Raw genomic sequence first — 19,542 nt, forward strand, 5'->3', positions numbered from 1 at the left:
AGAAAGATATGCAGATGGGCCTGGATTTCACCCTGGTCGCCGAAGTCGAAGAACTGGTAGCCGGTGTCGATGAAGTCGGTCGCGGCCCGTTGTGCGGTGCAGTGGTGACGGCGGCGGTGATTCTCGATCCGAACCGGCCGATTCTCGGCCTCAATGACTCGAAGAAACTCACCGAAGCCAAGCGTGAGAAGCTCTACGACGAGATCATCGAGAAGTCCCTGAGCTGGTGCATCGCCCGTGCCGAAGTCGAGGAAATCGACGAGCTGAACATCCTGCACGCGACCATGCTCGCCATGCAGCGTGCGGTGGCCGGACTGCATGTGCAGCCGAAACTGGCGATGATCGATGGCAACCGCTGCCCGAAACTGCCGATGCGCGCCGAAGCGGTGGTACAGGGCGACGGCAAGGTGCCGGCCATCGCTGCTGCGTCGATTCTGGCCAAGGTCAGCCGCGACCGTGAAATGGCTGCGTTCGAATTGATCTACCCGGGCTACGGCATCGGTGGCCACAAAGGCTACCCGACGCCCGTTCATCTGGAAGCGTTGGCACGGCTCGGGCCGACACCGATTCACCGGCGCTCGTTCGCCCCGGTGCGTCAGGCTTACGAGGCGCTCGAAGGCCTGACGCAGGTTTAGTCGCAAGGCTGATGTTTTGTTCGAGGCCCGGTACAATCCGGGCCTTGTTGTCTCTATGTAACTGGACAGGATCACTATGCCGGCTTCATTCGTTCATCTACGCCTGCACACTGAATACTCCCTGGTCGACGGGCTGGTGCGGATCAAGCCACTGGTCAAGGCGCTGACCGGCATGAACATGCCGGCCGTGGCGGTCACTGATCAGAACAACATGTGTTCTCTGGTCAAATTCTATAAAAACACCATGGGCGCAGGCATCAAGCCGATCTGCGGCGCCGACCTGTGGCTGTCGAACAAGGATCCGGACGCGCCACTGAGCCGGATCAGCCTGTTGGTGATGAACGCCAAGGGCTATCGCAACCTTACCGAGCTGATCTCGCGCGGCTTCATCGACGGTCAGCGCAACGGCATGATCATCATCGAGCGCGAATGGGTCGCCGAGGCCAACGAAGGCCTGATCATGCTGTCCGCCGCCAAAGAAGGCGAGATCGGCATGGCCATGATTGGCGGCAACCCGGCCGAGGCCGAAGCGCTGGCGCGGGAATGGATGGCGGTGTTCCCGGACCGTTTCTATCTGGAAATCCAGCGCACCAATCGCCCCAACGATGAAGAACAGTTGCACGGCGCCGTGGCCCTGGCCGACAAGCTTGGCGCACCGCTGGTGGCAACCAACGATGTGCGCTTTATCAAGCAGGAAGATTTCGCAGCCCACGAAACCCGCGTGTGCATCGGTGAGGGCCGCGCCCTCGACGATCCGCGGCGCTCGAAGAATTACAGCGACCAGCAATACCTCAAAAGCGCCGAGGAAATGGCCGAGCTGTTCAGCGACATTCCCGACGCCATCGAAAACACCGTCGAGATTGCCAAGCGCTGCAACATTGAAGTGAAGCTGGGTACGCACTTCCTGCCCAACTTCCCGATTCCCGATGGCATGACCATCGACGAATACTTCCGCAAAGTCTCTTTCGATGGTCTCGAAGAACGCCTCGCGGTGCTGCTGCCCAAGGACACCACTGAAGACTACGAAGCCAAGCGTCAGGTCTATGTCGACCGCTTGAATTTCGAGCTGGATATCATCATCCAGATGGGCTTCCCCGGTTACTTCCTGATCGTGATGGACTTTATCCAGTGGGCCAAGAATAACGGCGTGCCGGTGGGGCCTGGCCGGGGGTCGGGTGCCGGCTCGCTGGTGGCCTATGTGCAGAAGATCACCGACCTTGATCCGCTGGAATACGACCTGCTGTTCGAACGTTTCCTTAACCCGGAACGGGTATCGATGCCCGACTTCGACGTCGACTTCTGCATGGACGGTCGTGACCGGGTGATCGACTACGTGGCCGAGAAATACGGTCGCAACGCGGTAAGCCAGATCATCACTTTCGGTTCCATGGCCGCCAAGGCTGTGGTGCGCGACGTTGCGCGGGTGCAGGGCAAGTCCTACGGCCTGGCGGATCGTCTGTCGAAGATGATTCCGTTCGAAGTCGGCATGACCCTGGAAAAAGCCTACGAGCAGGAAGAAATCCTGCGTGACTTCATCAAGGTCGATGAAGAAGCGGCGGAAATCTGGGAGATGGCGCGCAAGCTCGAGGGCGTGGTGCGTAACGTCGGCAAGCACGCCGGTGGTGTGGTGATCGCCCCGACCAAGTTGACCGACTTCTCGCCGATCTATTGCGACGAGGCCGGTGACGGCCTGGTAACCCAGTTCGACAAGGACGACGTGGAGGCAGCCGGTCTGGTGAAGTTCGACTTCCTCGGCCTGCGGACCCTGACGATCATCGACTGGGCGCTGAAAACGATCAACCGCGACCGCGCCAAGGTCAATGAGCCGCCGCTGGACATCGCGTTTATCCCGCTCGACGACAAGCCGACGTACAGCCTGCTGCAGAAAGCCGAAACCACCGCGGTGTTCCAGCTTGAATCGCGCGGCATGAAAGAGCTGATCAAAAAGCTCAAGCCCGACTGCCTGGAAGACTTGATCGCACTGGTGGCGCTGTTCCGTCCGGGCCCGCTGCAGTCGGGCATGGTGGACGACTTCATCAACCGTAAGCACGGTCGCGCCGAACTGGCGTACCCGCACTCCGACTACCAGTACGAAGGCCTCAAGCCGGTACTGGCGCCGACGTACGGCATCATCCTGTATCAGGAACAGGTGATGCAGATCGCCCAGGTCATGGCCGGTTACACCCTCGGTGGTGCGGACATGCTGCGGCGAGCTATGGGCAAGAAGAAACCCGAGGAAATGGCCAAGCAGCGCGGCGGTTTCATTGAAGGTTGCGCGACCAACAATATCGACGCCGACCTCGCCGGTAACATTTTCGACCTGGTAGAGAAATTCGCCGGTTACGGCTTCAACAAATCCCACTCCGCCGCCTACGGCCTGGTGTCGTACCAGACTGCCTGGCTGAAGGCTCACTACCCGGCGCCGTTCATGGCCGCGGTGCTGTCGGCGGATATGCACAACACCGACAAGGTCGTGACCTTGATCGAGGAAGTGCGCACGATGAAGCTACGCCTCGACGCGCCGGACGTGAACACCTCGGAGTTCAAGTTCACGGTGAACGATGAGGGCCGGATCATCTATGGCCTGGGCGCGATCAAAGGCGTAGGCGAGGGGCCGGTTGAGGCGATCACTGAGGCGCGTCTGGCGGGGCCGTTCAAGGATCTGTTCGATTTCTGCGCCCGGGTCGACCTCAAGCGCATCAACAAACGCACGCTCGACGGCTTGATCCGCAGCGGCGCTCTGGATCGCCTTGGCCCGTACTTCCACGATGAGCAAAAAGCCTACCAGGCCAACATCGACCGCAACCGCGCGGTGCTGCTGACGGCCATGGAAGAGGCGATCAAGGCCGCCGAACAAACTGCACGTACTCAGGACAGCGGGCACTCGGACCTGTTCGGTGGTCTGTTCGTCGAAGAAGACGCTGACGTTTACGCCAACCATCGCAAGGCCAAGGAGTTGACGCTCAAGGAGCGGCTCAAAGGGGAGAAAGACACCCTGGGCCTGTACCTGACCGGTCACCCGATTGATGAATACGAAGGTGAAATCCGTCGTTTCGCCCGCCAGCGCATCATTGATCTGAAACCGGCGCGTGATACCCAGACCGTCGCGGGCATGATCATTGCGCTGCGGGTCATGAAGAACAAGAAGGGCGACAAGATGGGGTTCATCACCCTGGATGACCGCTCTGGACGCATCGAGGCCTCGCTGTTTTCCGAGTCGTTCCATGCGGCGCAGTCGCTGTTGCAGACTGACGCGATGGTGGTCGTCGAAGGCGAGGTCAGCAATGACGACTTCTCCGGCGGCCTGAAGCTGCGGGTCAAGCGCGTGATGAGCATGGAAGACGCCCGGACCAACCTGGCCGAAAGCCTGCGTCTGAAGCTGCAGACTCAGGACCTGAAGGGTGATCAGCTACGCTGGTTGGGTGAGCTGCTCAAGCGTCATCGCGGCGCGTGTCCGGTCACCATGGAGTACACCAGCCCCGATGCGAAGACCTTGCTGCAGTTCGGCGAGACCTGGCGAATCGATCCGGCGGATGCCTTGATTCAAGCCCTGCGTGACCAGTTCGGGCGAGACAACGTCTTCCTCCAATACCGTTGACCGGCAAGTGCCATCATTGCGCTTGTCCACAACCTGAATTTTTAATCTCGACCTCAGCGCGCCTCTCCCTTAAGGTAGGGCGCGAATAGACAACCGGCCGGCCCAAGCTCACTTGGGACACGACCCAAGACGGACGCCTATGAACCCGAATTTTCTAGATTTCGAACAGCCGATCGCCGACCTGCAAGCCAAGATCGAAGAGTTGCGCTTGGTCGGTAATGACAATTCGCTGAATATCGGCGATGAGATCTCCCGCCTGCAGGACAAGAGCCGCACGCTGACCGAAGACATCTTCGGCAAGCTGACCAGCTGGCAGATCGCTCGCCTGGCGCGTCACCCGAAACGCCCGTACACCCTGGATTACATCGAGCACATCTTCACCGAGTTCGACGAACTGCACGGCGACCGTCACTTCTCCGACGATGCGGCCATTGTTGGCGGTGTGGCACGTCTGGATGATCAACCGGTGATGATCATCGGTCACCAGAAGGGTCGTGAAGTGCGCGAGAAGGTACGCCGCAACTTCGGCATGCCGCGTCCGGAAGGCTACCGCAAGGCCTGCCGTCTGATGGAGATGGCCGAGCGTTTCAAGATGCCGATCCTGACCTTCATCGACACCCCGGGTGCTTACCCTGGCATCGACGCCGAAGAGCGCAACCAGAGCGAAGCGATTGCCTGGAACCTGCGTGTGATGTCGCGCCTGAAAACCCCGATCATCGCCACCGTTATCGGTGAAGGTGGTTCCGGCGGTGCACTGGCCATCGGCGTGTGCGATCAACTGAACATGCTGCAGTACTCGACCTACGCGGTGATCTCGCCTGAAGGTTGCGCTTCGATTCTGTGGAAAACCGCAGAAAAAGCGCCGGACGCTGCTGAGGCGATGGGCATCACCGCCGAGCGCCTGAAAGGCTTGGGCATCGTCGATAAAGTCATCGGCGAGCCACTGGGCGGCGCCCACCGTGACCCGGCTGCTGCCGCTGCGTCGATCCGTGCCGAACTGAGCTCGCAACTGGCGATGCTGCAAAAGTTCGACAACGAAGCGCTGCTCAAGCGCCGTTACGATCGACTGATGAGCTACGGTCTCTAAGAGATCTCGCAATACCCAATGTGGGAGCGGGCTTGCTCGCGAAAGCGGTATAACAGTCGACAGATGTGTTGAATGTTGAAACGCCTTCGCGAGCAAGCCCGCTCCCACATTTGATTTGGGCAAAGAGTTAGATAGAGGTCAGTCCGTGAGTGATCTGCCTACCCGGCTTCTGCTGAACCTTGCAGCCTGGCGCAATGCCAGGACCTGGCATATCGCGTTCTCCGGTGGCCTGGACTCCACCGTCCTGCTGCATCTGCTTGCCGATCTCGCCAAACACCATTCCCTGCCGGCGCTCAGCGCAATCCATATCCATCACGGCCTCCAGGCTGTGGCTGATGCGTGGCCGCAACATTGCCAGTTGGTTTGCGACACGCTGGGCGTGCCGCTGCTGATCGAGCGCGTGAGCGTGCAACCGGGGGCGAGCCTTGAGCGGGCGGCGCGGGATGCGCGGTACGCGGTGTTCAGTGCGCTGACGCAAGCTGATGACGTACTGCTCACCGGCCAGCATCGCGATGATCAGGCGGAAACGCTGTTATTTCGCCTGTTGCGTGGCGCCGGTGTCAGGGGGCTTGGCGCGATGCCGCAGCAGCGTCCGGTGGGGCAGGGCACGCTGATTCGCCCGTTGCTGGATGTTGCTCGAACCGAGCTTGAACGTTACGCAAAGGCTCACCAGTTGCGCTGGATCGAAGACCCGTCAAACCAGGACCGGCAGTTCTCGCGCAACTACCTGCGCCATCAGGTCATGCCGCTGCTGAGCGGACGCTGGCCGCAAGCGCAGGCGAGCATGGCCCGTAGCGCAGCGCATCTGCGTGAGGCTCAGGGGCTGCTCGATGAACTGGCGCAGATGGATCTCGCGCAGGCCTCGACCGCCCATGATTTCCAATGGCTGCGATTGCCGTCGCTGGAGTTGGCGCCGCTGACCGCGCTGTCTGCTGCACGTCAGCGCAATGCGCTCAGCCACTGGCTCGAACCGCTGACCCGTTTGCCGGACACTGACCATTGGTCGGGTTGGGCAAATCTTTGCGACGCAGCCATTGATGCTTCCCCAGTGTGGCGTCTGGCCGATGGCGAGCTGCATCGCAGCGCCGGCCGGGTATGGTGGCTAAGCGGCGACTGGCTGCACGCGCCAGCGGTCACCATTGACTGGCGTGACCCGTCGGCAGCGCTACGCTTGCCGAATAACGGGCGTGTCATGTTCAGCGGGCAGACTCCCGTCGGGCCGTTGCGGATTGGTTATCGGCAGGGCGGCGAAGTGATGCATCTGGCGGAGCGCGGCCACCGCGATCTCAAGCGCCTGCTCAATGAACGCGCGGTGCCGGCCTTCGTCCGTGGCAGATTGCCGCTGCTGTTTCGCGGTGCAGAATTGCTTGCGGTGGCGAACCTGCCGGGCCTTGACAGGCATGGGCAGGACGACTGGAGTTTGCATTGGCAGCCAACAGGCGAAGATCAAGGTTTGAGCTGAAAGGAGCATTCCGGTAGACTACGCTCCCTTCTTGATACAACTTCTGTGGATTCGCCTGAATTGCAGGAGTTGCCGATTACCAAGCAGTCTTTGCTGGGCGATTCCAAAAAATGTGTAGCGAGCAACGTACCGGTGTTTCATCTGCCGGTCTGTCCCAACGCGGCGGTTTTTTTGAAAGGTGCACTGTGATTAATGCAGGTGATCGGGGGCTTCGGCCTTCCTTCGCTTTCCCCGGCGGCTCGTACCGCTTTAACGCAGACTTCTAGGGTTTTTCATGACGCGCTACATATTCGTCACGGGCGGTGTTGTTTCTTCATTGGGGAAAGGCATTGCCTCGGCTTCATTGGCGGCCATCCTGGAGGCGCGGGGGCTTAAGGTCACCATGCTTAAGCTGGATCCGTACATCAACGTCGACCCGGGCACCATGAGCCCGTTCCAGCACGGTGAAGTGTTCGTCACCCACGACGGCGCCGAAACCGACCTGGACCTGGGCCACTACGAGCGGTTCATCCGCACGACCATGACCCAGAACAACAACTTCACCACCGGTCGTGTCTACGAGCACGTGCTGCGCAAAGAGCGTCGTGGTGACTACCTGGGTGCAACCATCCAGGTGATTCCGCACATCACTGACGAAATCAAGCGCCGCATCATCAAGGGTGCTGGCGATGCTGACGTGGCGATGGTTGAAATCGGTGGCACCGTGGGTGACATCGAGTCGCAACCGTTCCTCGAAGCCATCCGTCAACTGCGTTTCGAAGTCGGCGCCAAGCGCGCGATGCTGATGCACCTGACGCTGGTGCCCTACATCGCCACCGCTGGCGAGACCAAGACCAAGCCAACTCAGCACTCGGTAAAAGAGCTGCGTTCGATCGGCCTGCAGCCAGACGTGCTGGTGTGCCGTTCCGATCACCCGATCGACGTCTCGTCGCGTCGCAAGATCGCTCAGTTCACCAACGTTGAAGAGCGTGCGGTGATCGCGCTGGAAGACGCCGACACCATCTACAAGATCCCGGGCATCCTGCACTCGCAGGGTCTGGACGATTTCGTCGTCGAGCGTTTCGGTCTGCAATGCGGCAGCGCTGATCTGTCCGAGTGGGAAGCAGTGGTTGACGCCAAGCTGAACCCGGAACACGAAGTGACCATCGCCATGGTCGGCAAGTACATGGAACTGCTGGACGCCTACAAGTCGCTGATCGAAGCGATGAGTCATGCCGGTATCAGCAACCGCACCAAGGTCAACCTGCGTTACATCGATTCCGAAGACATCGAGAACCAGGGCACTGCGCTGCTCGAAGGTGTCGACGCGATCCTCGTACCGGGCGGCTTCGGTCTGCGTGGCGTTGAAGGCAAGATCACTGCTGTTCAGTACGCTCGCGAAAACAAGGTTCCGTACCTGGGTATCTGCCTGGGCATGCAAGTGGCGGTCATCGAGTTCGCTCGTAACGTCATGGGCTGGAAAGACGCCAACTCCACCGAGTTCGATCGCGCCAGCGGTCACCCGGTCGTGGGTCTGATCACCGAGTGGGAAGACGCTACCGGCGCTGTTGAAGTGCGTACCGAAACATCCGATCTGGGCGGCACCATGCGCCTGGGTGCTCAGGAATGCCTGCTCGAAGCTGGCTCCAAGGTGCACGATTGCTACGGCAAGGATGTGATTGTCGAGCGTCACCGTCACCGCTACGAAGTGAACAACAACCTGCTGCCACAAATCATCGAAGCCGGCCTGAAAATCTCCGGTCGCTCCGCTGACGCCGCGCTGGTTGAAGTGGTCGAAGCCCCGGATCATCCATGGTTCGTCGCTTGCCAGTTCCACCCTGAGTTCACCTCGACGCCACGTGACGGTCACCCGCTGTTCAGCGGTTTCGTCAAGGCAGCGTTGGCACAACACCAGAAGAAGGCGTAACCCGATGGCACAGAAGATCATCCGCGTTGGCAACATCGAGATCGCCAACGACAAGCCCATGGTGCTGTTCGGCGGCATGAACGTGCTGGAAAGCCGCGACATGGCCATGCAAGTTTGCGAAGAGTACGTGAAGGTCACCGAGAAACTCGGTATCCCTTACGTGTTCAAGGCCAGTTTCGACAAGGCCAACCGATCTTCTGTGACCTCTTATCGTGGTCCTGGCCTGGAAGAGGGCATGCGCATCTTCCAGGACATCAAACAAGCCTTCGGCGTGCCGATCATCACCGACGTCCACGAGCCTGACCAGGCCGCGGTCGTCGCTGAAGTCTGCGACATCATCCAGCTGCCGGCCTTCCTGTCGCGCCAGACCGATCTGGTCGTCGCGATGGCCAAGACCAATGCAGTCATCAACATCAAGAAAGCCCAGTTCCTCGCGCCTCAGGAAATGAAACATATCCTGAACAAGTGCGTGGAAGCGGGTAACGATCAATTGATCCTCTGCGAGCGTGGTTCGAGCTTCGGCTACAACAATCTCGTGGTGGACATGCTCGGCTTCGGCATCATGAAGCAGTTCGAGTACCCGGTATTCTTCGACGTGACCCATTCGCTGCAAATGCCTGGCGGTCGTTCCGACTCCGCCGGCGGTCGCCGTGCACAGGTCACCGATCTGGCCAAGGCGGGCATGAGCCAGTCGCTGGCGGGGCTGTTCCTCGAAGCACACCCGGACCCGGACAACGCCAAATGCGACGGCCCTTGCGCCTTGCGTCTGGACAAACTGGAGCCATTCCTGGCCCAGCTCAAAGCCTTGGACGAACTGGTGAAGAGTTTTCCGACGGTAGAAACCGCGTAAAGCTCATTTCTCCGGTAAAGTACCGCACGATTTGTCGCACATGCCCTCGGGCATGTGCGTTGTCGTCTGCAAGCTGCCCGCTGCACACCACTTGCCGACGGTAAAAAGATTTCCTCTAGCTGCGTCGTTTTCGTCAACTTTGGAGTGTTTACAACAATGGCAAAAATCGTCGACATCAAAGGTCGTGAAGTCCTCGACTCCCGTGGCAATCCCACCGTGGAAGCGGACGTGCTTCTCGACAACGGCATCATCGGCAGCGCTTGCGCGCCGTCCGGTGCATCCACTGGCTCGCGTGAAGCGCTTGAGCTGCGTGATGGCGACAAGAGCCGTTATCTGGGCAAAGGCGTATTGAAAGCAGTCGCCAACATCAACGGTCCGATCCGCGATCTGCTGCTGGGCACCGACCCAAGCGACCAGAAGGCGCTGGATCACGCGATGATCAAGCTCGACGGTACCGAAAACAAAGCGACCCTGGGCGCCAACGCCATCCTCGCCGTGTCCCTGGCTGCGGCCAAGGCGGCTGCACAGGATCAGGATCTGCCGTTGTACGCACACATCGCCAACCTGAACGGCACCCCGGGTGTGTACTCGATGCCGGTGCCGATGATGAACATCATCAACGGTGGCGAGCACGCCGATAACAACGTCGATATCCAGGAATTCATGGTGCAGCCGGTTGGCGCCAAGTCTTTCTCGGAAGGTCTGCGCATGGGCACCGAGATTTTCCATCACCTCAAAGCTGTGCTGAAGGCTCGTGGCCTGAGCACCGCCGTTGGCGACGAAGGCGGTTTCGCACCGAACCTGGCGTCCAACGAAGACGCGCTGAAAGTGATCTCCGAAGCTGTGGCCAACGCCGGTTACAAGCTGGGCACCGACGTGACCCTGGCACTGGACTGCGCAGCGAGCGAATTCTACGAAGACGGCAAGTACAACCTGTCCGGCGAAGGTCAGGTGTTCACCGCTGAAGGTTTCGCTGATTACCTCAAAGGTCTGACCGAGCGTTATCCAATCATCTCGATCGAAGACGGTCTGGACGAGTCCGACTGGGCAGGCTGGAAGATTCTCACCGACAAGATCGGCGAGAAGACTCAACTGGTGGGCGACGACCTGTTCGTGACCAACACCAAGATCCTGAAAGAAGGCATCGATAAAAAGATCGCCAACTCGATCCTGATCAAGTTCAACCAGATCGGCACCCTGACCGAAACCCTGGAAGCCATCCAGATGGCCAAGGCTGCCGGTTACACCGCCGTGATCTCGCACCGTTCGGGCGAAACCGAAGATTCGACCATTGCCGACCTGGCTGTGGGCACCTCGGCTGGCCAGATCAAGACCGGTTCGCTGTGCCGTTCCGACCGCGTTTCCAAGTACAACCAACTGCTGCGAATCGAAGAGCAGTTGAATGGCAAAGCCAAGTACAACGGTCGCTCCGAGTTCCGCGGCTGATAAGTACGTGGTAAAAAAGACACCGGATTGTGTCGGAAAAGTCGTGACAGCGATGGATTTGCCACTAATCTGATGCCTTATATGCACAAGCCTGGATCTTCCAGGCTTCGTGCTATCAGACGTTTCAAAGTTTTGGCGTGGCTGTCTTTTTTCACTGGATACCTGATATTCGATGCGCAGTCCTTACTGGTTGTTTCTCGTTTTGCTCTTGCTGCTGGCCGGTCTGCAGTACCGTCTGTGGGTGGGCAATGGCAGTCTGGCGCAGGTCGCCGAGCTGAATCAGCAGATTGCTGATCAACACGCCGAGAACGAAGGTTTGCTGGAGCGCAACCGAGTGATGGATGCTGAAGTCAGCGAGTTGAAAAAGGGCATGGAGACCGTTGAAGAGCGGGCTCGTCACGAGTTGGGCATGGTCAAAGACGGCGAAACCCTTTACCAGTTGGCCCAATGATCAATTCCCTTCCGGCCTTCTGGGCCGTGATTCCTGCCGCGGGCGTCGGTGCCCGAATGGCTGCGGACCGTCCCAAGCAATACCTGCAACTGGGCGGACGCACAATTCTCGAACACAGCCTCGGCTGTTTCCTTGACCACCCGAGCCTCAAGGGCCTGGTGGTCAGTCTTGCTGTAGATGATCCTTATTGGCCAAACCTGGCGTGCGCCAGCGATTCGCGGATTCAGCGCGTCGAGGGCGGCTCGGAGCGTTCCGGGTCGGTGCTCAATGCCTTGCTGCATTTGCATGCGCAAGGGGCCGACGATGAGGATTGGGTGCTGGTGCACGACGCGGCACGGCCCAACCTGAGTCGCGACGATCTGGACAAGCTGCTGGCTGAACTGGCGGATGACCCGGTCGGCGGTTTGCTCGCCGTGCCTGCGCGCGACACGCTCAAGCGCGTCGACAAGCACGGTCGCGTGGTCGAAACCGTTGACCGCAGCGTGATCTGGCAGGCCTACACGCCACAGATGTTCCGTCTCGGCGCGCTGCACCGGGCGTTGGCGGACAGTCTGGTGGCGGATGCCGTGATTACCGATGAAGCCTCGGCGATGGAGTGGGCGGGTCTGGCGCCGCGCCTGATCGAAGGGCGGGCGGACAATCTCAAGGTCACCCGGCCTGAAGATCTGGAATGGTTGCGTCAGCGCTGGGCCAATCGCCGCTGAGTGCTGTGGTGTTTGTCAGATTGCCTTCGCGAGCAAGCCCGCTTCCACGTTTGAATGACGCCGAACACAAATTTGCATCCACTGGCGATCCACTGTGGGAGCGAGCCTGCTCGCGAAGGCGATGTTTCAGCCAACCAATACTTTGCTGATACACCGATGACTGTTTAGCTCCGATATTCGGGCCGCTCAGCCAACCCTTCCTTCAAAAAATCCACCAGCTTGCGCACCTTCGGCGACAGATGCCGTTGCTGCGGATACAACGCCCACACCGCCGTATTCGGCGGCTGATGCGCCTCCAGCAGCGAAATCAGCGCCCCGTTGTGCAAATGCTCCAGCACGTAATAGTCCGGTAACTGACACAGGCCGACCCCTTGCAGCGCCGCATCCAGCACCGCTTGCCCACTGTTGCAGCGCCAGTTTCCCTGTACGCGCTGGGAAAATTCCCGCCCGTTCTGTTCCAGTTGCCACAAGTCCGAACTGCCGATCAGGCAATTGTGCCGACTCAGTTCCGACAAACTGTGTGGGCGACCGTACCTTTCCAGGTAGGACGGTGACGCACACAGGTACATGCGCCGTGGCGCCAGCCGCGTGGCGACCAGTCGCGAATCCTGCAGCCGGCCGAGGCGGATCGCCAGATCCAGCCCCTCATGCACCAGATCGAGCTGGCGGTTGCTCAGTTCGATGTCGACGCGCAATTGCGGGTATTGGCCCATGAACCGCGTCACCAGCGGCACGATGAACCGCTCGCCGTAGGCTACGGCGCAGGTCATGCGCAGCATGCCTTTGGGCTCGCTGGTCAGGTCGCCGACTGCGCGCAGGGCTTCTTCGCGACCGTCCTGCAGGCGTTGGCAATGCTGCAGAAAGGTCTGTCCGGCCTCGGTCAGGGTGACGCGACGGGTACTGCGATAAAGCAGACGCGTCTGCAAGCGCTCCTCCAATCGTACGATTTGTCGACTGATGTGCGAGGAAGAAACCCCAAGGCGTTCTGCTGCTGCGGTGAATTGGCTGCATTCGGCGACGGCGACGAACTCGTCGATACCTTCCCAGCGGTTTTCGGACATTTGATTATCCCTGTACAGCAATAATATTTTGCATTTGTCCTGATTATTCATCAGATCGCGCTGTACTACACTCGCGGTCTGGTTTTTTATTCAATGGATTCACTGGAGAGTCAGCATGATCAAGTCGCGCGCCGCCGTTGCCTTCGAGGCCAAGAAGCCGCTGGAAATCGTAGAAGTCGATGTCGCCATGCCCAAGGCCGGTGAAGTGTTGCTGCGCGTGGTGGCCTCCGGGGTTTGCCACACTGACGCCTACACCCTGTCCGGTGCTGACCCGGAAGGTATCTTCCCGTCGATCCTCGGCCATGAAGGCGGCGCTATCGTTGAAGCCATCGGCGAGGGCGTGACCTCGGTCGCCGTTGGTGATCACGTGATTCCGCTCTACACCCCGGAATGCGGCCAGTGCAAATTCTGCAAGTCGGGCAAGACCAACCTGTGTCAGGCGATTCGCGCCACCCAGGGCAAAGGCCTGATGCCGGACGGCACTTCGCGCTTTTCCTACAAGGGCGAAACGATTTTCCACTACATGGGCACCTCGACCTTCTCCGAGTACACCGTGCTCCCGGAAATCTCCGTAGCGAAAATCTCCAAGGACGCGCCGCTGGAAAAGGTCTGCCTGCTCGGTTGCGGCGTGACCACCGGTATCGGTGCGGTGCTCAACACCGCCAAGGTCAAGCCAGGTGACACCGTGGCGATCTTCGGTCTGGGCGGCATCGGTCTGTCGGCCGTCATCGGTGCGGTGAAAGCCAAGGCTGCGCGGATCATCGCCATCGACATCAACCCGGCCAAGTTTGAAATCGCCAAGCAACTGGGCGCGACTGACTGCGTGAATCCGAAGGATTTCGATCGACCAATCCAGGAAGTGATCGTCGACATGACCGATGGCGGCGTCGACTTCTCCTTCGAGTGCATCGGCAACGTGCAGCTGATGCGCGCAGCGCTTGAGTGCTGCCACAAGGGTTGGGGCGAATCGGTGATCATCGGCGTGGCCGGAGCCGGTCAGGAAATCGCTACCCGTCCGTTCCAGTTGGTGACCGGTCGCGTCTGGCGCGGTTCGGCGTTCGGCGGCGTGCGTGGTCGTACCGAGTTGCCAAGCTATGTCGACATGGCCCAGAGCGGCGAGATCCCGCTGGATACCTTCATCACCCACACCATGGGTCTGGAAGATATCAACAAGGCCTTCGACCTGATGCACGAAGGCAAGAGCATCCGTACCGTCATTCATTTCTAAACGCAGCGCCAAGCTACAAGCTTCAGGCGGCAAGTCAGGGCGCTTTTGCCTTTTCTTGAAGCTCGAAGCTTGCCGCTTGCAGCTGGGAGAATCCCATGAGTCTGGAAAACATCTCCTGTCAGAAAAGTTTCGGCGGTTGGCACAAGCGCTATCGCCATCGCTCCGACGTGCTCGGCTGCGACATGGTGTTTGCCGTGTACCTGCCGCCGCAAGCAGAGCAGGGCGGTCAGTTGCCGGTGCTGTACTGGTTGTCGGGGTTGACCTGCACCGACGAGAACTTCATGCAGAAGGCCGGGGCGATGCGCATGGCGGCCGAACTCGGGCTGATCATCGTCGCGCCGGACACCAGCCCGCGTGGCCCGGATGTGCCGGGTGACCCGGATGGCGCCTGGGACTTCGGCCACGGCGCCGGGTTCTACCTGAATGCCACACAGGAACCGTGGTCGCGGCACTATCGGATGCATGACTACGTCGTGCAGGAATTGCCTGCACTGGTTGAAGCGCATTTCCCGGCCTCGGACAAGCGCAGCATCAGCGGCCACTCCATGGGCGGCCACGGGGCGTTGGTCTGCGCGCTGCGCAATCCGGGGCGTTACCAGTCGGTGTCGGCGTTTTCGCCGATCAACAACCCGATGGATTGTCCGTGGGGGCAGAAGGCGTTCTCCCGTTACCTGGGTGAAGACCGCTCCAAGTGGAAAGAATGGGATGCCTGCGCGCTGATCGCAGAGGCCGAAGAGAAACTGCCATTGTTGGTGGACCAGGGCGATCGCGATGATTTCCTCGAAAACCAGCTCAAGCCCGAGGCTCTGCAACAAGCGGCAAAACAAGCGGGTCATCCGCTGACGTTGCGCCTGCAACCGGGCTACGACCACAGCTATTTCTTCATCGCAAGCTTCATTGACGACCACTTGCAGCATCACGCACGCGCCCTGCGCGGTTAATGCAGGTAGAATCACGCCCTGACAAAAATCGGGGCGTTTTTTTTATGCGTATTGGCCACGGCTACGATGTGCACCGTTTCGCTGAAGGCGATTTCATTACTCTGGGCGGCGTGCGCATTGCACACGGCTTCGGGCTGCTCGCTCACTCCGACGGTGACGTCCTGCTGCACGCCTTGAGCGATGCCTTGCTCGGCGCCGCTGCGCTGGGCGATATCGGCAAACACTTTCCGGACACCGACCCGCAATTCAAGGGCGCTGACAGTCGTGTGCTGCTGCGTCATGTGGTCGCGCTGATCCATGCCAAGGGCTGGAAAATCGGTAACGTCGATAACACCATCGTTGCCCAGGCGCCGAAAATGGCCCCGCATATCGAATCGATGCGCGCGTTGATCGCCGCCGATCTTCAAGTTGAGTTGGATCAAGTGAACGTGAAAGCTACCACCACCGAAAAGCTTGGCTTTGTCGGTCGCGAAGAAGGCATCGCCGTGCATTCCGTTGCCTTGTTGCTGCGCGCATGAACGAACTGCAATTGCTTGGCCCACGCGCCTATGGCGAACCCCTGGGTACTGCGGTACTGAAAGCCATCGCGGAAGATTTTCAGGTCGATGAAGTGCTCGACATCCCGTTCAGCGGCGATGGCGAACACCTGTGGATCTGGGTGGAAAAACGCGGCCTGAACACCGAAGAAGCAGCGCGGCGGATTGCCAAGGCGGCCGGCGTGCCATTACGCACCGTCAGCTATGCGGGGCTCAAGGATCGGCAGGCGCTGACCCGCCAGTGGTTCAGCGTGCAACTGCCGGGCAAGGCTGATCCGGATCTGTCGGCAGCGGAAAACGACACGCTGAAGATCCTCAAGACCACGCGCCACAAGCGCAAGCTGCAACGCGGCGCGCATTCGGCCAACGGCTTTACCTTGCGCCTGACCCAGTTCGCCGGCGACAAGGAGGCGATCGAGCAGCGTCTGCAACTGATCGTCAAACAAGGCATCCCCAATTATTTCGGCGCCCAGCGTTTCGGCCATGACGGCGGCAACGTCGTTGATGCGCGTGCCTGGGCCGCGCGCAAGGCGCTGCCGGAGCAGCGCAATGTGCGCTCGCGGCTGCTGTCGACGGCGCGCAGTTTTCTGTTCAATCAAGTGCTGGCGGCGCGGGTGGCTGATGGCACCTGGCAGCAGGCGCAGGTTGGCGATCTGCTGGCGTTCACCGACAGCCGCAGTTTTTTCCCGGCGGGTGTTGCCGAATGCAGCGATCCGCGCCTGGCGATTCTCGACCTGCACCCGACCGGGCCGCAGTGGGGCGAAGGTGACTCACCGGCCGCCGGCGCTGTCCATGATCTGGAGCAGGGGATTGCCGAGCGTGAAGCGGATCTGCGCGATTGGTTGATCAATGCCGGAATGAGCCACGAACGTCGCATCCTGCGGCTGCCCATTGGCGGGTTGTCGTGGCATTATCCCCAGCCTGACATTCTGCAACTGGAATTCGTCCTCCCGGCCGGATGCTTCGCCACCGTATTGGTGCGCGAGCTCGTTGATCTGGTGCCGGTGGGGCAGACGGACAGCCCATGCGTATTCTGATTTCTAACGACGATGGGGTAACCGCACCCGGTCTCGCCGCGCTTTATGCTGCGCTGGCGGATTACACCGAATGCGTGGTTATCGCCCCGGAGCAGGACAAAAGCGGCGCCAGCAGTTCGCTGACGCTCGACCGTCCGTTGCACCCGCAATACCTGGCCAACGGTTTCATCAGTCTCAACGGTACGCCGACCGACTGCGTGCACCTGGGCCTCAACGGCCTGCTGGAGCGCGAGCCGGACATGGTGGTTTCCGGGATCAACCTCGGCGCCAACCTTGGCGATGACGTGCTGTATTCCGGCACCGTGGCGGCAGCCCTTGAAGGGCGCTTTCTCGAGCGGCCCTCGTTTGCCTTCTCGCTGTGTTCGCGACAGGTGGACAATCTGGCGACAGCGGCACATTTCGCGCGCAAACTGGTCGAGGCCCACGCCGGGCTGGACCTGCCGCCGCGCACGGTGCTGAACGTGAACATCCCCAATCTGCCGATCGACCACATTCGTGGCATTCAGCTGACCCGTCTGGGCCATCGCGCCCGCGCGGCGGCACCGATGAAAGTGGTCGATCCGCGTGGCAAGGCCGGTTACTGGATTGCCGCTGCCGGGGATGCCGAAGATGGCGGCCCGGGCACTGACTTTCATGCGGTGATGCAGGGTTATGTGTCGATCACGCCATTGCAGCTCGATCGCACCTTCAACGACGCCTTCAGGAATCTGGACGGCTGGCTGGAGGGACTGCGCTGATGGCCCGTGAACACGAAGACCGACTGCGCAGCGGTATCGGCATGACGTCGCAGCGCACGCGTGAACGTCTGATCCAGCGTCTTTATGAAGAAGGCCTGTCCAACGCCAAGGTGCTGGAAGTGATCCGCCGTACACCGCGTCATCTGTTTGTCGATGAAGCGCTGGCGCACCGCGCCTATGAAGACACCGCGCTGCCGATCGGCCACAACCAGACCATCTCCCAGCCTTATATGGTGGCGCGCATGAGCGAGCTGCTGCTGGAGGCGGGCCCGTTGGACAAGGTGCTGGAAATCGGTACCGGTTCGGGCTATCAGACGGCGGTGCTGTCGCAACTGGTTGAACGGGTGTTCTCGGTCGAGCGCATCAAGGTCCTGCAGGACCGGGCCAAGGAGCGCCTGGTCGAACTGAACCTGCGCAACGTGGTGTTCCGCTGGGGCGATGGCTGGGAAGGCTGGCCGGCGCTGGCGCCGTACAACGGCATCATTGTCACGGCGGTCGCGACCGATGTGCCGCAGGCGTTGCTCGATCAACTGGCTCCAGGTGGGCGGATGGTGATTCCGGTCGGCTCGGGAGAAGTGCAGCAATTGATGCTGATCGTGCGTGAAGAACATGGCTTTTCCCGTCACGTTCTGGGGGCGGTGCGCTTCGTGCCATTGCTCAATGGCCCGCTGGCCTGAGCATTTGTTTACAGGCGCTGAATTCCTTTCGCTGGACCGGGTCTTACACCGGCAGCAAGGAGTTAAACACTACGAATTGTCCACGGGCAAACGTGTGCGTGAAGCGTTTTCGCATCTTTAACGGTAAAGCCTGTGCGGCCCGTTATACTTGCGACACTACTTGCCGCAACACGGCATTCCACATATTTCAGCCACCACAAAGGGAGCGGCGGGTGAGTCTCACAGTCATTGCGCAGCGTATGGGTAACACGAGCTTTCAGCGCCTGGTGACTGGCCTTGTATTGAGCACCTTGCTGGTCGGTTGCTCCAGCACCAAATCGAGCAACGTGCGGGTGGTCGATCGCAACGGTGCAGTGGCCCAGCGTCCTGCCGTCACGACCGGGCAGTATGTAGTCCGTCCGGGCGATACGCTGTTTTCCATCGCTTTTCGCTACGGCTGGGACTACAAAGCCCTTGCCGCCCGGAACAATATTCCTACGCCGTACACGATCCATCCGGGTCAGACGATTCGCTTCGATGGCCGCACCGGTTCAACGCCGACGGCGGTGGTGAGCAACAGCAGTTCTTCGCCATCTTCGTCGAGCAAAACCACGGTAATCCGGCGCCAGGCGAACGGCACGACCACCACCACGGTGACCGGTTCCGGAGCCGCTTCTGCGGGGGCTGCACCGTCCGTCGCGAGCAAACCGGCACCGGCCCCACTGCCTCCACCGGGGCCAGCCCCGACCGGCTGGGGATGGCCATCTAATGGCATTCTGATTGGAAAATTCTCTTCAAACGGTAGTTTGAATAAAGGAATTGATATCGCCGGAGATTTGGGACAGCCTGTTTTAGCTGCGTCTGATGGGACGGTGGTTTACGCCGGGAGTGGCTTAAGGGGCTACGGCGAATTAGTCATCATCAAACACAGCGAAACCTACGTCAGTGCCTACGGACATAACCGCAGGCTGTTGGTACGGGAGGGGCAGCAGGTCAAGGTCGGACAGACAATTGCCGAAATGGGGTCAACGGGTACAGACCGGGTGAAACTGCATTTTGAGATTCGCCGACAAGGTAAACCAGTAGATCCGCTGCAGTTCCTGCCCAGACGTTGATTTGAGGCCAGCCTGTTCCGTCGCGTAGAGGGGACAGGCTCCAGCGCTGCCAAGGATAAAGGCGTCGCTTGAGCTTGGGGTCGAACTCACCA

The 19,542-nt window shown here is 60.1% G+C and carries 17 protein-coding genes; 16 read left to right on the top strand and 1 reads right to left on the bottom strand.

Going from position 1 to position 19,542, the window contains the following annotated elements; genetic code table 11:
* Window positions 1-8: 8 nt before the first annotated feature.
* From rnhB to ispD, 9 genes are all read left to right on the top strand, one after another.
* Window positions 9-635, top strand: a complete 627-nt coding sequence (gene rnhB / locus QMK55_RS19235; RefSeq protein ID WP_064586190.1) for a ribonuclease HII — start codon at window positions 9-11, stop codon at window positions 633-635.
* Between the two features lie 76 nt (window positions 636-711).
* Entirely contained in the window at window positions 712-4,233 is a 3,522-nt protein-coding gene (gene dnaE, locus QMK55_RS19240) for a DNA polymerase III subunit alpha (protein WP_102355664.1), read from the top strand.
* A gap of 139 nt (window positions 4,234-4,372) precedes the next feature.
* A complete protein-coding gene (locus tag QMK55_RS19245) occupies window positions 4,373-5,320 on the top strand; it encodes an acetyl-CoA carboxylase carboxyltransferase subunit alpha (RefSeq protein WP_102355665.1) in 948 nt (315 codons plus the stop codon).
* Window positions 5,321-5,465: 145 nt separating this feature from the next.
* On the top strand, window positions 5,466-6,782 hold the full coding sequence (tilS, locus tag QMK55_RS19250; protein WP_320329760.1) for a tRNA lysidine(34) synthetase TilS: 1,317 nt from the start codon (window positions 5,466-5,468) through the stop codon (window positions 6,780-6,782).
* Window positions 6,783-7,056: 274 nt separating this feature from the next.
* Window positions 7,057-8,688, top strand: coding sequence for a CTP synthase (locus tag QMK55_RS19255; RefSeq protein ID WP_102355667.1), 1,632 nt, complete (start codon window positions 7,057-7,059; stop codon window positions 8,686-8,688).
* Window positions 8,689-8,692: 4 nt separating this feature from the next.
* Window positions 8,693-9,538: a 3-deoxy-8-phosphooctulonate synthase gene (gene kdsA, locus QMK55_RS19260; RefSeq protein ID WP_098967470.1), complete on the top strand. Its 846-nt coding sequence runs from the start codon at window positions 8,693-8,695 to the stop codon at window positions 9,536-9,538.
* Window positions 9,539-9,694: 156 nt separating this feature from the next.
* Window positions 9,695-10,984 carry a phosphopyruvate hydratase gene (gene eno, locus QMK55_RS19265; RefSeq protein ID WP_093436567.1) on the top strand — a complete coding sequence of 430 codons (1,290 nt, stop codon included), beginning with the start codon at window positions 9,695-9,697 and terminating at the stop codon, window positions 10,982-10,984.
* Window positions 10,985-11,156: 172 nt separating this feature from the next.
* Window positions 11,157-11,435 (top strand): cell division protein FtsB, encoded by a 279-nt coding sequence (ftsB, locus tag QMK55_RS19270; protein WP_007908838.1) that lies wholly within the window; start codon window positions 11,157-11,159, stop codon window positions 11,433-11,435.
* Window positions 11,432-12,139 (top strand): 2-C-methyl-D-erythritol 4-phosphate cytidylyltransferase, encoded by a 708-nt coding sequence (gene ispD / locus QMK55_RS19275; protein ID WP_320329761.1) that lies wholly within the window; start codon window positions 11,432-11,434, stop codon window positions 12,137-12,139. The genes ftsB and ispD overlap by 4 nt, the downstream gene beginning before the upstream one ends.
* A 164-nt stretch (window positions 12,140-12,303) precedes the next feature.
* Here the strand turns inward: ispD and QMK55_RS19280 are convergent, their stop codons facing one another.
* Window positions 12,304-13,200 (bottom strand): LysR substrate-binding domain-containing protein, encoded by an 897-nt coding sequence (locus QMK55_RS19280; protein WP_102355669.1) that lies wholly within the window; start codon window positions 13,198-13,200, stop codon window positions 12,304-12,306.
* Window positions 13,201-13,315: 115 nt separating this feature from the next.
* Between QMK55_RS19280 and QMK55_RS19285 the strand changes: the two genes are divergently transcribed.
* The 7 genes from QMK55_RS19285 to QMK55_RS19315 all read left to right on the top strand — a co-directional run bounded on the left by QMK55_RS19285 (window position 13,316) and on the right by QMK55_RS19315 (window position 19,450).
* Window positions 13,316-14,428: an S-(hydroxymethyl)glutathione dehydrogenase/class III alcohol dehydrogenase gene (locus QMK55_RS19285; RefSeq protein WP_007908835.1), complete on the top strand. Its 1,113-nt coding sequence runs from the start codon at window positions 13,316-13,318 to the stop codon at window positions 14,426-14,428.
* Window positions 14,429-14,523: 95 nt separating this feature from the next.
* Window positions 14,524-15,369: an S-formylglutathione hydrolase gene (gene fghA / locus QMK55_RS19290; protein ID WP_320329762.1), complete on the top strand. Its 846-nt coding sequence runs from the start codon at window positions 14,524-14,526 to the stop codon at window positions 15,367-15,369.
* Between the two features lie 44 nt (window positions 15,370-15,413).
* Window positions 15,414-15,887 carry a 2-C-methyl-D-erythritol 2,4-cyclodiphosphate synthase gene (ispF, locus tag QMK55_RS19295; RefSeq protein WP_025110868.1) on the top strand — a complete coding sequence of 158 codons (474 nt, stop codon included), beginning with the start codon at window positions 15,414-15,416 and terminating at the stop codon, window positions 15,885-15,887.
* Entirely contained in the window at window positions 15,884-16,942 is a 1,059-nt protein-coding gene (gene truD / locus QMK55_RS19300) for a tRNA pseudouridine(13) synthase TruD (RefSeq protein ID WP_320329763.1), read from the top strand. The genes ispF and truD overlap by 4 nt, the downstream gene beginning before the upstream one ends.
* Window positions 16,930-17,679, top strand: coding sequence for a 5'/3'-nucleotidase SurE (surE, locus tag QMK55_RS19305; RefSeq protein ID WP_102355672.1), 750 nt, complete (start codon window positions 16,930-16,932; stop codon window positions 17,677-17,679). The genes truD and surE overlap by 13 nt, the downstream gene beginning before the upstream one ends.
* Before the next feature lie 41 nt (window positions 17,680-17,720).
* Window positions 17,721-18,356, top strand: a complete 636-nt coding sequence (locus QMK55_RS19310) for a protein-L-isoaspartate(D-aspartate) O-methyltransferase (RefSeq protein WP_169841266.1) — start codon at window positions 17,721-17,723, stop codon at window positions 18,354-18,356.
* A gap of 212 nt (window positions 18,357-18,568) precedes the next feature.
* Complete coding sequence (locus tag QMK55_RS19315) at window positions 18,569-19,450, top strand: peptidoglycan DD-metalloendopeptidase family protein (protein ID WP_320329764.1); 882 nt, start codon at window positions 18,569-18,571, stop codon at window positions 19,448-19,450.
* Window positions 19,451-19,542 lie beyond the last annotated feature (92 nt).

The organism is Pseudomonas sp. P8_229 (assembly GCF_034008635.1).
Lineage (GTDB): Bacteria > Pseudomonadota > Gammaproteobacteria > Pseudomonadales > Pseudomonadaceae > Aquipseudomonas.

Bases quoted from the DNA above. Each gene is read 5' to 3' on its own strand.
- rnhB (WP_064586190.1), top strand. From the start codon at position 9: ATGCAGATGGGCCTGGATTTCACCCTGGTCGCCGAAGTCGAAGAACTG.
- dnaE (WP_102355664.1), top strand. From the start codon at position 712: ATGCCGGCTTCATTCGTTCATCTACGCCTGCACACTGAATACTCCCTG.
- QMK55_RS19245 (WP_102355665.1), top strand. From the start codon at position 4,373: ATGAACCCGAATTTTCTAGATTTCGAACAGCCGATCGCCGACCTGCAA.
- QMK55_RS19255 (WP_102355667.1), top strand. From the start codon at position 7,057: ATGACGCGCTACATATTCGTCACGGGCGGTGTTGTTTCTTCATTGGGG.
- kdsA (WP_098967470.1), top strand. From the start codon at position 8,693: ATGGCACAGAAGATCATCCGCGTTGGCAACATCGAGATCGCCAACGAC.
- eno (WP_093436567.1), top strand. From the start codon at position 9,695: ATGGCAAAAATCGTCGACATCAAAGGTCGTGAAGTCCTCGACTCCCGT.
- ftsB (WP_007908838.1), top strand. From the start codon at position 11,157: ATGCGCAGTCCTTACTGGTTGTTTCTCGTTTTGCTCTTGCTGCTGGCC.
- ispD (WP_320329761.1), top strand. From the start codon at position 11,432: ATGATCAATTCCCTTCCGGCCTTCTGGGCCGTGATTCCTGCCGCGGGC.
- QMK55_RS19280 (WP_102355669.1), bottom strand. From the start codon at position 13,200: ATGTCCGAAAACCGCTGGGAAGGTATCGACGAGTTCGTCGCCGTCGCC.
- QMK55_RS19285 (WP_007908835.1), top strand. From the start codon at position 13,316: ATGATCAAGTCGCGCGCCGCCGTTGCCTTCGAGGCCAAGAAGCCGCTG.
- fghA (WP_320329762.1), top strand. From the start codon at position 14,524: ATGAGTCTGGAAAACATCTCCTGTCAGAAAAGTTTCGGCGGTTGGCAC.
- ispF (WP_025110868.1), top strand. From the start codon at position 15,414: ATGCGTATTGGCCACGGCTACGATGTGCACCGTTTCGCTGAAGGCGAT.
- truD (WP_320329763.1), top strand. From the start codon at position 15,884: ATGAACGAACTGCAATTGCTTGGCCCACGCGCCTATGGCGAACCCCTG.
- surE (WP_102355672.1), top strand. From the start codon at position 16,930: ATGCGTATTCTGATTTCTAACGACGATGGGGTAACCGCACCCGGTCTC.
- QMK55_RS19310 (WP_169841266.1), top strand. From the start codon at position 17,721: ATGACGTCGCAGCGCACGCGTGAACGTCTGATCCAGCGTCTTTATGAA.